The sequence below is a fragment of the Nocardioides sp. genome (genome assembly GCF_036401255.1).
Classification (GTDB): domain Bacteria; phylum Actinomycetota; class Actinomycetes; order Propionibacteriales; family Nocardioidaceae; genus Nocardioides.
Map to the genome: position 1 here is coordinate 1 of NZ_DASWVI010000135.1, position 10,605 is coordinate 10,605.

Sequence of the window (10,605 nt, forward strand, 5' to 3'; positions counted from 1 at the left end):
CCCACGACGGCGCCGTCCGGCACCGCCCCCAGGACCGACGCCGCGACGACCGGGCCGAGCAGTGGGCCCGGGACCAGCTCGTGGGCGCACGCCTCGAGCGCGACGGCGACGTCGAGGGTGGTCCCTCCCCCTCCGCCTGCGGTCTCCGGCAGCCCGATCGCCGGCACGCCCATCTCGGTGAGCGCCGCCCACGCCGCCTCGAACGTCGCGGCCGGGTCGTCCTCGGCTGCCCGCGCCAGGTCGCGACCGCGGAGGTCGGCCGCCCACTTGCGCAGGCTGGACGCCAGCTCGACGTGCTCGTCGGAGATCCCGATCGACATGCTCTACCGCCTTGGTTTCGAGGCTCGCTGCGCTCGCTCCTCAACCAACGGCGAGCACGAAATCTAGAACGTGTTCCAACTCTACTAGAGTGCGCGCGTGAGCGACGACTGGCTGAGCCACGCCCTGGGCGCGAAGGGCTTCATGCCCGAGGACGAGGGGCTGCTGCTCCACCGGGTGGCGCTCGACCGGCTGCCCCACGGGCCCGTGCTGGAGGTGGGCACCTACTGCGGCAAGTCCGCGGTCTACCTCGGCGCGGCCGCGCGCGCGGTGGGCGGCCCGCAGGCGGTGGCGTTCACCGTCGACCACCACCGCGGGTCGGAGGAGAACCAGGCCGGCTGGGAGCACCACGACCCGACGCTCGTCGACGACGAGTTCGGGCTGATGGACACCCTGCCGGTGTTCCGCAAGACGATCGCCCGGGCCGGCCTCGAGGACCGGGTGGTCGCGATCGTCGGCCGGAGCACGACGGTCAGCACCCACTGGCGCACGCCGCTGTCGATGCTGTTCATCGACGGCGGCCACGCCGAGGAGCACGCCCAGAACGACTACACCGGCTGGGCGCCCTGGATCATGCACGAGGGCCTGCTGGTCATCCACGACGTGTTCTCGGACCCGGCCGACGGCGGGCAGCCGCCGTACCACGTCTTCCTGCGCGCGCTCGAGAGCGGCGCGTTCACCGAGGTGGAGGCGCTGGGCTCGATGCGGGTGCTACGCCGGACCGCCGGCGACGCTGGACAGGTCGTCGGCTGAGGGGCAGCCGCACTCGAGCGCCAGCTCGGTGAAGTGCGGCGCCAGGGAGGTGCCGCGGTAGATGCCCGACCCGGCGGTGCTGTGCCCGGCGACCTCACCGAGGGCGTCGACGGCGAGGATCACGGCGGCGGCGGTGTAGGTCGTGTGCTCGACCGGCCAGTGGACGTCGCGCGGCTCCTCGGGCGTGCCCGGGTCCGCGGGCGTGCCGTAGACCCAGCCGGTCCAGTACTTGCCGTCCTCGCCGCGCAGGTGCTGCATGTCGGCGAGCAGGGTCAGCGCCCGCTGGTGGTCGCCGAGGCCGTCGAGCGCCATCGCGAGCTCGCAGGTCTCGGCGCCGGTCACCCACGGGTTGGCGTCGATGCAGTGGATGCCCATCCCCGGCACGACGAACTCGTCCCACCGGCTCGCCAGCAGGTCGACGGCGTCCCGCCCGCGCACCGCGCCGCCGAGCACCGGGTAGTACCAGTCCATGGAGTACGTCGACTTGTCGGCGAACAGGTCACGGTGCTCGCGCAGGGCGTGGCCCAGGCGGCCGCCGGCGAGCTCCCACTCGGGCTGGGGGTCGTCGAGGAGGTCGGCCAGGGCGACGCCGGCGCGCAGCGAGTGGTAGATGCTCGAGCAGCCGGCCAGCAGCGCGAACGACTCGGTGGGCGTCCAGTTGATGCCGCCGAACGGCAGCTGCTGGGAGACCACCCAGTCCAGCCCCGCGCGGACCGTCGGCCAGTACTGCCGCACGAAGCCGGCGTCGCGGCGCACCAGCCAGTGGTGCCACACGCCGACGGCGAGGTACGCCGACATGTTGACCTCTCCGCGCGCGTCCTCGACGACGCCGTCGACGATCTTCATCGGCACCGATCCGTCGGCACGCTGCACGGTCGGCACCCACGCGTAGGCGCGCTCCGCGGCCTCGACCTGGCCGCCGACCAGCATCGCCATCGCGGCCTCGACGTGGTTCCACACATCGGTGTGCTCGCCGGTGGTCCACGGCACGGAGCCGCAGGCCTCCTGCATCGCCGCGATCGACGCCGCGGTCTCGGCCACCTGCTCGGCGGTGATGATGCCGTCGACGTACGGGATCTTCGAGAGAGCCTCAGTCATCTGCGGCGTCATGGGCGGGCTTGCGGAAGTAGAGGACGACGCTCTTGCCGATCAGCGGGTCGAGCACCTTGCCGGCGAGCTGGAGGGCCTTGGGCTGCTTCATGATCTCCCAGACCAGGAGCTTGTGGTACGTCCGCGCGAGGACATGCTCATCGTTGGTGACGCCGACGGCGCACTTGATCCACCAGTAGGGCGCGTGCAGCCCGTGGGCGTAGTCCTTGCCCTCGAACACCATCGCGTCGCCGGGCCTGCCGTCGTTGAAGCGGCCCGCCTTGGTGACCTTGTCGATCAGCTCGTGGTCGGTGTAGATGCGGATGTGGCCGCCCTCGGCGTTGTGGTAGTCCGCCGAGAGCCGCCAGTTGATGACCTCGGGCAGCCAGCGCGGCACCGAGACGGCGAGCGTGCCACCGGGGCGCAGCACGCGGACCAGCTCCTTGATCGCGGTGACGTCGTCGTGGATGTGCTCGAGCACCTCGGCCGCGACGATCCGGTCGAACTCGCCGTCGGCGAACGGCAGCTCGAGCGCGTCACCCTGCTTGATGTCGGCGTTCGCGCCGGCGGGCACCTCGCCGTTCTCCTTCATGGCGCCGAAGATCTCCAGCACACCGGCCAGCTCGTCGGCGTCCATGTCGAACGCGACCACGTCGGCACCGCGGCGGTACATCTCGAACGCGTGCCGGCCCCCGCCGGCGCCCATGTCGAGCACCCGGTCCCCGGGCAGCAGTCCCAGCCGGTCGAAGTCAACGGTCAGCATCAGATCTCCTCGGTCGTCGAGCCTGTCGAGACCCGGTAGTCCTCGATCACTTCCTCGTACGCCGCGGCGACCTGCTGCGCCACGGCCCGCCAGCTGAACAGCTCCTCGACGCGCTGCCGCCCGGCCGCGCCGTACCGCTCCCGGCGCTCGGGGTCGTCGAGCAGCGCGGCGATGGCCGCGGTCAGCTCGCCCACGTCGCCGGGCGTGACGAGGTCGGAGCACAGGCCGTCGGGGCCGACGACCTCGGGGATCGCGCCGGCCCGCGACACCACGAGCGGGGTGGCGCAGGCCATCAGCTCGGCGGTCGGCAGCGAGAAGCCCTCGTAGAGCGAGGGCACGCAGGCGATCTCGGCCGACCCCATCAGCTCGACGAGCTCGGCGTCGGTGACGCCATGGACGAAGCGGACCGCGTCGCCGATCGAGAGCTTGTCGATGAGGCGCTCGGTGCGCCCGCCCGGCGTGGGCTTGGTGACCAGCAGCAGCTCGAGGTCGCGCTCGGTGCGCAGCTTGGCGAACGCCTCGAGCAGCGTGGCGATGCCCTTCATCGGCGCGTCCGCGCTGGCCATCGCGAGGATCCGGCCGGGGACGCGCGGCTTGGTGGGCGGCACGAAGCCGTCGTCGACGCCGAGCAGGATGACCTGCATCCGGGCGGGATCGACGCCGAAGTCCTTGACGATGTCGCGCTTGGAGGTCTCCGAGGGCGTCATGATCTTGCGCGCCTGGCGGGCGACCCGGCCCTGCATCCTCAAGAACCCGTACCACCGGCTGAGCGTGAACTTGCGCCACGGGTTGCGGGTGGCGGCCATGTCGATGCGCCGGTCGAAGGTGATGGGGTGGTGCAGCGTGGTGATCAGCGGCAGCCCCATCTTCTCGATCTCGAGCATGCCGTAGCCGAGCACCTGGTTGTCGTGGACGATGTCGAAGTCGTCGACGCGCTCGCGCAGGGCGCGCGCCGCGCGCAGGCTGAACGTCTTGGGCTCGGGGAAGCCAGCCGCGCACATCGTGGCGAACTCCTCGACGTCGATGCGGTCGCGGAACTCCTTGAACTTGGGCACCCGGAACGGGTCGGGCTCGCGGTACAGGTCGAGGCTCGGCAGCTTGGTGAGCCTCACGCCCTCGTCGAGCTCGGGGTAGGGCTGCCCGGAGAAGACCTCGACGGAGTGGCCCAGACGCGTGAGCTCCCGGCTGAGGTGCCGGATGTAGATGCCCTGACCGCCGCAGTGGGGCTTGCTCCGGTACGACAGCAGTGCGACCCGCATCCGCACCCTTTCTCTCGACCTCCGGCGGCACCGGAGGGTTGGCCGGATGCGTGGGACACGCCGTGCCGGACAATTGGAACGTGTTCCTATTTTATCCTACGCATTGGTAGCGTAGCCGCCGATATGCAGACCGAGGCCGGTGGTCTCTAAACTCGAACGGACCGGGGACGTCCCGATCATCATCTCAACCCGTCAGGGGGTCCCTGTGAGCAGCGCCAACTCGCTGGCCGTCGAAGATCTCGGCTCTGCCGCTCAGCGGGACCGTCGCAAGCGCATCCTCGACGCGACCATCGCCCTGGCTTCGCAGGGCGGCTTCGACGCCGTCCAGATGCGCGCGGTGGCCGAGCGGGCCGATGTCGCGCTCGGCACGCTCTACCGCTACTTCCCCTCGAAGATCCACCTGCTGGTCTCGGCGCTGCAGCGGGAGTTCGAGCGCACCGAGACGCTGCTGCGCGACAAGCCCGTCGACGGCGACACCACCGCCGAGCGGGTCATCAACGTCCTCAAGCGCACGACGCGCGGCATGCAGAGCGACCCCAAGCTCACCGAGGCCCTGACCCGGGCGTTCATGTTCGCCGACTCCTCGGTGCAGGCCGAGATCCACCAGGTCGGCATGCTGCTCACCTCGATGCTCACTCGGGTGATGCGTCCCGAGGCTCACGACGAGCTCACCGAGGAGGACGTCGCGATCGCGAAGGTGATCGGCGACGTCTGGCTTTCCGCGCTCGTCGGCTGGGTCACCGGCCGCAACTCCGCCGCCGAGACCGGTCAGCAGATCGAGGTCGCGGTCAAGCTGCTGCTGCGCGACTGACGCTCTGCTGACGGCGGACGCGCCGATTGGCACGCTCCAATCGCCGGTGCCGCTCGCGGGCTGCGATACTCGCCGACGATGACGACCTCAGCGAGTTCCCGCCGCCACCTGGCCAACAGCCCGTTCCAGCCGGACCCCGAGCCCATCGTCGAGGTGTACGCGGTCGCCGACCTCGTCTCCCACGACGCCCACGGCCTGGGCCGCGTCACCCACGTCGACGCCAGCGCGGTGATGGTCGACTTCGGCGCGCAGACGGTGCGGGTGCCGCGCCCGTTCCACAAGATGGCGAAGCTCTAGCCGACCGGTCGCGGGAGGTCATCCCGATAGAGGGTCGTAGAGCACGCAACGTATGACGTCCCCGGGGGCCCGGTGTCCTGCCGCTTCGCTCGCACCTCAGCCAGCGGAGCACGCGTAAGGTGCGGCCGTGCCCTCTGACGACCTGGTGACCCGAGTCCGAGACGCGGCAAGACGGTGCGAGAGGGCGGTGTCGGGACAGCCGCCGCGCTCCCCCGCCGACACCTTCGCCGCCCTGGCACAGGCCTGCGAGGACCTCGGCGTCGACACGTGGGACACCTACGGCGACGGCGGCGCCGTACGGATGCTCGAGGAGGACCTGATCGAACGGTTCGGCGTCGAGGCGGCGGCGTTCTTCCCCAGCGGGGTGATGGCGCAGCAGGCGGCGCTGCGCGTGCACTGCGACCGGGCCGGCACGCGGCGGGTGGCGATGCCGGACCTCAGCCACCTGCTGGTGCACGAGGAGGACGGCCCGCGGGTGCTGCACGACTTGGAGGTCCTCTTCCTGACCCGCGGGTTCGAGACGCCGACCGCGGCCCACCTCACCAAGCTGCCCGGGCCGCTCGGCGCCGTGCTCGTCGAGCTGCCGCTGCGCGACGCCGGCTGCCTCCTGCCGAGCTGGGAGGAGCTGAGCGAACTGTCCACAGCGTGCCGCGAGCGCGGGGTCGCGTTGCACGTCGACGGCGCGCGGATCTGGGAGTCCCAGCCGTGGTTCGACCACTCGCTCGCCGAGATCGCCGCGCAGGCGGACTCGACGTACGTCTCGTTCTACAAGGGGCTCGGCGGGCTGGCCGGGGCCGCACTACTCGGATCGGCGGATCTCGTTGCCGACGCGCGGCTGTGGCGGCGCCGGCTGGGTGGGACGACGTACCGCGTCACCGCCGAGGCCGTGGCCGCGCTCGTCGGGCTGCGCGACCGGCTGCCGCTCGTCCCGCACACCGTCGCCTGGGCCCAGGCATTCGCCGCCGCGCTGCCGGCCGCGGTGACCGTCCAGCCGGGTCGGCCGCACACCAACCAGTTCCTGCTGTACGCCGGCGGCGACCCCGACAGCGTCAACGAGCGCACCGCCGCGGCGATCGAGGAGCAACAGGTCGGCCTGCCCGCCTGGTGGCCGGCGCGGGAGCCCGGCCGGATCCAGACCGAGGTGGTCGTGACCCCGGCCGCCCTCGACCTGGACCCCGCCGCGACGGCCGCCCTGCTGGCAGCGACCGTGGCACCTGCCTGAGCTCAGGCCTCCCGCGCCCGTGGCGCCGTCCGCACGTGGGCTCGCTCGCCCTGGTGGCCGACCAGGCTGAGGAACTCGACCGGACCGCCGCCCGTGGCGCCGAACCAGTGCGGCGTGCGGGTGTCGAACTCCGCCGCCTCCCCCGGCAGCAGGGTCAGCTCCTCCTCCCCCAGGATCATCCGCAGGGTGCCGTTGAGGACGTAGAGCCAGTCGTGGCCCTCGTGCGTGCGCAGGGTCGGTACGACGTCGCCGGGGTCGGCCGGGAGCACGAACTTGTAGGCCTGGATGCCGCCCGGGCGCCGGGTCAGCGGCACGATCACCGAGCCGTCGGCGCAGGCGATCGGGCGCAGGTTGATCCGCGGGTCACCGGTCGCCGGGGCGTCGACGAGCTCGTCGAGGGTGACGCCGTGGACCCGGGCGAGCGGCAGCAGCTGCTCCAGCGTCGGCCGGCGCAGCCCGCCCTCGAGGCGCGAGAGCGTGCTGACCGAGATGCCGGTGCGCTCGGCGAGCTCGGCCAGGGTGATCCCCCGCCGCTGGCGCAGCGCCTTGAGTCGCGGCCCGACGGCGTCGAGGGTGTGGTCGGCCGTCGCGGGATCGAAGGGATGGTTTTCCATTCGGCAACTTCCTTTGCTATTCCGCCCTCCAGTGTCGCATGGTCGTCAAGCCGCCGGGACCGATCCTGTTCGGGTACGTCGTGCTGCGCGGTCCGGTCAGATCCCGCCCGCCGGCAGCGCCTCGAGCATGATGTCGGGGTTGTCGCGGGCGGTGACGTTGGCCCGCCACTGGTCGACGAAGAGCGCCAGGTGGGTGCCGTCGCTGCGCTCGAGCACCTCGACGCCGCGCATCCCGGCCAGGGCCGAGGCGCCGGCGGCGTCGGTACGCCGGGCGACCTGGTAGTCCAGCCGGGAGAACCGGATCGGGGAGTTGAACTCGTTGGTCATCCGGTCCTCGACGACCTCGAACTGCATCGGGCCGACCGCCGCGAGGACCGGGTTCTGGTCGCCCCGCAGGTCCGAGCGCAGCACCTGGACGACGCCCTCCTGGTCGAGCTGTTCGATGCCCCGGCGGAACTGCTTGAACCGGCCGATGTCGCCCGCGCTCGCCGTCACGAAGTGCTCGGGCGCGAAGCTCGGCACGGGCGGGTACTCGATGCGCTCCCCGACGTACACCGTGTCGCCGACGCGCAGCGCCTGGGCGTTGACGAAGCCGATGATGTCGCCGGCCTCGGCGGTCTCGACCGCGGTGGTGTCGCGGCCGAAGACCGACTGGGCGAACTTCGTCGTGAACGGCCGGCCGGTGCCGGCGTGGGTGACGACCATGCCGCGCTCGAAGGTGCCAGAGACGACGCGGGCGTAGGCGAGCCGGTCGCGGTGGGCGGTGTTCATGCCCGACTGGACCTTGAAGACGAACGCGCTGAAGTCGTCGCTCACCTGGCGGACCGAGCCGTCGACGCCCTCGGCCGGCCCGGGGCCCGGCGCGATGTCGAGGAGCAGCTCGAGCAGCTGCGCGACACCGAAGTTCTGCAGCGCCGAGGCGAACACGACCGGCGTGGTCTCGCCCGCCAGGAACCGCTTCTGGTCATGGTCGGCGCCGTCGAGGGTGAGCAGCTCGTGCTCCTCGATCGCCTCGGCCCAGGTGCGCTGGTCCTCCTCCGGCACCTGCCCGGAGGTGAGCCGCTGCTCGGGCGCTCGGGTCGCGCCGCCGGCGGTGCGGGTGTACTTCACGAACTCGCCGGTACGCCGGTCCACGACCCCGCGGAAGTCGCCGGCCTCACCCACCGGCCAGGTGAGCGGCGTGGGCCGGAGCTTGATCTTCTCCTGGATCAGGTCCATCAGCTCGAGCGCCGAGAGGCCCGGGCGGTCCCACTTGTTGATGACGGTGATCACCGGGATGCCGCGCAGCGCGCAGACCTTGAACAGCTTCAGCGTCTGCGGCTCGAGCCCCTTGCCTGCGTCGACGAGCATCACCGCGGAGTCGACGGCCGAGAGCACGCGGTAGGTGTCCTCGGAGAAGTCGCTGTGGCCCGGCGTGTCGACGAGGTTGATCACGTGGTCGCGGAACACGAACTGCAGCGCGGCGGAGGTGATCGAGATGCCGCGGGCCTTCTCCATCGCCATCCAGTCCGAGACCGTGGCGCGCCGGTCACCCTTGCCGTGGACCGCACCGGCCTCCGTGATCACCCGCGCGTGCAGTGCGAGCGCCTCGGTGAGCGTCGACTTGCCCGCGTCGGGGTGGCTGATGACGGCGAACGTACGGCGTGGGCGAGTGTCGGACACTGCGCGGAATCTACCGCCTGCCCCGGCGGACTCCCGCTTCGCCGGCCGTCGTGGGTCTGCCGCGCACCTGACGTATCTGTCGTCTCCGCCCGTGGGCCCGCGACAGATACGTCAGGTGCGTGGTCAACCGGCGAGGTGTCCCCAGGCCGAGCCGATCTCGCTCCAGGGACCGACCGCGGCGACGGCGCCGTCGACGAGCACGACGACCCGGTCGGCGCGGGCGAGGGCGGCCCGCTTGACCGAGGCGCCGATGACCGTCGTACGCCGCTCGCGCAGCGCGTCCCACAGCTCGATCTCGGTGGCGGCGTCGAGGGCGCTCGAGACGTCGTCGGCGAGCAGCAGCTCGGCGTCGGTCGCCAGCGCCCGGGCGAGTGCGAGCCGCTGGACCTGGCCGCCGGAGAGGCGGACGCCGCGGTGGCCGACCAGGGCGTCCTTGCCGCCGGCCTCCTCGATGTCGCGGTCGAGCCGGGCCGCCGACACGGGGTCGTCGAACGCCCGCCGGTGGCTGAGCAGCACGTTGTCGGAGAAGCTGCCCGAGAGCACCCGGGGCACCTGCGCGACGTGGGCGACCTGGGCGGGCCGGAGGAAGCCCTGGGGGTCGGTGACCTCGCGGCCGTTCCAGCGCAGCCCGCCGGAGTGCTCGATCAGCCCGGCGAGCGCCGAGAGCAGGCTGGACTTGCCGGAGCCGACCTGGCCGACCAGCAGCACCAGCTCGCCGGCCTCGACGCTCAGGTCCACGTCGGTGACCCCGATCGTGCCGTCGTCGTGGATCGCCGAGAATCCGGACAGCTCGAGGCGCTCGAGCGGCACGCGCTGGACCGGCTCCGGCTCGGGTGCGTCACCGCTGACCAGGTCCACTCCGGGCGGCAGGTCCATCAGGTCGGCCCCGGCAGCGAACCGGCTGGTCTCCTGCTGCCAGGCGCGGGTGCCGGGCGCCTCGGTGACGACCATCCCGGCCACCCGGCCGAACCAGTCGAAGCCGCCGACGGCGTTGGCCACCAGCAGCGCGATCGCCAGGCTCCACCCGTCGGCGAAGTAGATCGCCCACGCCGTCACGACGCCGCCTTGGACCATCACCATCGGGACGCCGTCGAGGACGGCCTGCACCCGGTGCTCCTTGACCGCGGCGGCGACGCGGCCCGAGTCGACGCGGCGCAGGTGGGCGTGGACCTCGGGGATCGCCGCGGCGAGCTTGACCGTGCGCACCGAGTCGAGCGCCGAGACGAGCGCGCGCCCGAAGCCCGCACGGGCGGTGGACGACGCAGCCGCCGATCGGCCGGCGATCGGCCGCCCCACGGTCGAGGCGAGGGCCGAGGTGACCATCACGGCGAGCAGCACGGCACCGGCCATCCAGGTCCCGGCGAGCAGCGCGGTGATGCTCGCGATGATCAGGCCGTTGAGGAAGTCGACCCAGCGGTCGGCGTAGCGCGCGTAGCGGTCGGCATCCATCGACCGGGCCACGACCTCGCCAGGAGGCGTTCGGGCCAGCCGGCGCTCCTGGGTCTGACCATGGAGCACCGCCATCCGCGCGCGGAGCATGACCTCGATCCACCAGCGCGGGTAGCGGTAGAAGGCGTTCGCCAGCATCACCGGGGCGGCCAGCAGGCTCACCACGACCGCGCCGGTCAGCCAGGTGGGGCTGCCACCCTGCCGCAGGTCCTCGACGATGTGACCCCACAGCAGGCCGGTCACCGCGCCCTGGGCCCCGGTGAGCGAGGCGAGCAGGAACAGCAGGGCGCCCATCACACCCCAGGCCGGGCGCACCGCGAGCGCGTGGGCGATCCCGCGCGCCAGCGACGGGCCGGTGCCGACGTCGT

General features: G+C 72.0%; 11 protein-coding genes. 4 read left to right on the forward strand and 7 right to left on the reverse strand.

The window, feature by feature from the left end; all coding sequences use genetic code 11:
• On the reverse strand, positions 1-320 hold a 320-nt coding region (locus tag VGD85_RS06030; RefSeq protein ID WP_331062541.1), incomplete at its 3' end, for an acyl-CoA dehydrogenase family protein.
• A gap of 97 nt (positions 321-417) precedes the next feature.
• Between VGD85_RS06030 and VGD85_RS06035 the strand changes: the two genes are divergently transcribed.
• Positions 418-1,071, forward strand: coding sequence for a class I SAM-dependent methyltransferase (locus VGD85_RS06035; protein WP_331062542.1), 654 nt, complete (start codon positions 418-420; stop codon positions 1,069-1,071).
• Here the strand turns inward: VGD85_RS06035 and VGD85_RS06040 are convergent.
• The 3 genes from VGD85_RS06040 to VGD85_RS06050 are packed head-to-tail and all read right to left on the reverse strand — an operon-like array spanning position 1,030 to position 4,182.
• Entirely contained in the window at positions 1,030-2,169 is a 1,140-nt protein-coding gene (locus VGD85_RS06040; RefSeq protein ID WP_331062543.1) for a prenyltransferase, read from the reverse strand. The two genes, VGD85_RS06035 and VGD85_RS06040, sit on opposite strands and share 42 nt — an antisense overlap.
• Positions 2,162-2,923 (reverse strand): class I SAM-dependent methyltransferase, encoded by a 762-nt coding sequence (locus tag VGD85_RS06045; protein ID WP_331062544.1) that lies wholly within the window; start codon positions 2,921-2,923, stop codon positions 2,162-2,164. Before VGD85_RS06045 ends, VGD85_RS06040 begins: the two co-directional genes overlap by 8 nt.
• On the reverse strand, positions 2,923-4,182 hold the full coding sequence (locus tag VGD85_RS06050) for a glycosyltransferase family 4 protein (protein ID WP_331062545.1): 1,260 nt from the start codon (positions 4,180-4,182) through the stop codon (positions 2,923-2,925). The genes VGD85_RS06045 and VGD85_RS06050 overlap by 1 nt, the downstream gene beginning before the upstream one ends.
• Positions 4,183-4,387: 205 nt before the next feature.
• On the opposite strand from VGD85_RS06050, the gene VGD85_RS06055 reads away from it, so the two are divergent.
• The 3 genes from VGD85_RS06055 to VGD85_RS06065 all read left to right on the forward strand — a co-directional run bounded on the left by VGD85_RS06055 (position 4,388) and on the right by VGD85_RS06065 (position 6,512).
• Positions 4,388-4,993, forward strand: coding sequence for a TetR family transcriptional regulator (locus tag VGD85_RS06055; RefSeq protein WP_331062546.1), 606 nt, complete (start codon positions 4,388-4,390; stop codon positions 4,991-4,993).
• A 78-nt stretch (positions 4,994-5,071) separates the two neighbouring features.
• Entirely contained in the window at positions 5,072-5,290 is a 219-nt protein-coding gene (locus VGD85_RS06060; protein WP_331062547.1) for a hypothetical protein, read from the forward strand.
• A 187-nt stretch (positions 5,291-5,477) separates the two neighbouring features.
• Positions 5,478-6,512, forward strand: coding sequence for a threonine aldolase family protein (locus VGD85_RS06065; RefSeq protein ID WP_331062548.1), 1,035 nt, complete (start codon positions 5,478-5,480; stop codon positions 6,510-6,512).
• A 2-nt stretch (positions 6,513-6,514) separates the two neighbouring features.
• Here VGD85_RS06065 and VGD85_RS06070 read toward each other — a convergent pair whose 3' ends face one another.
• The 3 genes from VGD85_RS06070 to VGD85_RS06080 all read right to left on the reverse strand — a co-directional run.
• Positions 6,515-7,126 carry an XRE family transcriptional regulator gene (locus VGD85_RS06070; RefSeq protein ID WP_331062549.1) on the reverse strand — a complete coding sequence of 204 codons (612 nt, stop codon included), beginning with the start codon at positions 7,124-7,126 and terminating at the stop codon, positions 6,515-6,517.
• 96 nt (positions 7,127-7,222) lie between these two features.
• The gene (locus VGD85_RS06075; RefSeq protein WP_331062550.1) at positions 7,223-8,788 is read right to left on the reverse strand and encodes a peptide chain release factor 3; all 1,566 of its coding nucleotides are present in this window, start codon (positions 8,786-8,788) and stop codon (positions 7,223-7,225) included.
• A gap of 123 nt (positions 8,789-8,911) precedes the next feature.
• The coding region (locus tag VGD85_RS06080; protein WP_331062551.1) for an ABC transporter ATP-binding protein at positions 8,912-10,605 on the reverse strand (1,694 nt) is incomplete at its 5' end.

Bases quoted from the DNA above. Each gene is read 5' to 3' on its own strand.
- VGD85_RS06040 (WP_331062543.1), bottom strand. From the start codon at position 2,169: ATGACTGAGGCTCTCTCGAAGATCCCGTACGTCGACGGCATCATCACC.
- VGD85_RS06045 (WP_331062544.1), bottom strand. From the start codon at position 2,923: ATGCTGACCGTTGACTTCGACCGGCTGGGACTGCTGCCCGGGGACCGG.
- VGD85_RS06050 (WP_331062545.1), bottom strand. From the start codon at position 4,182: ATGCGGGTCGCACTGCTGTCGTACCGGAGCAAGCCCCACTGCGGCGGT.
- VGD85_RS06060 (WP_331062547.1), top strand. From the start codon at position 5,072: ATGACGACCTCAGCGAGTTCCCGCCGCCACCTGGCCAACAGCCCGTTC.
- VGD85_RS06070 (WP_331062549.1), bottom strand. From the start codon at position 7,126: ATGGAAAACCATCCCTTCGATCCCGCGACGGCCGACCACACCCTCGAC.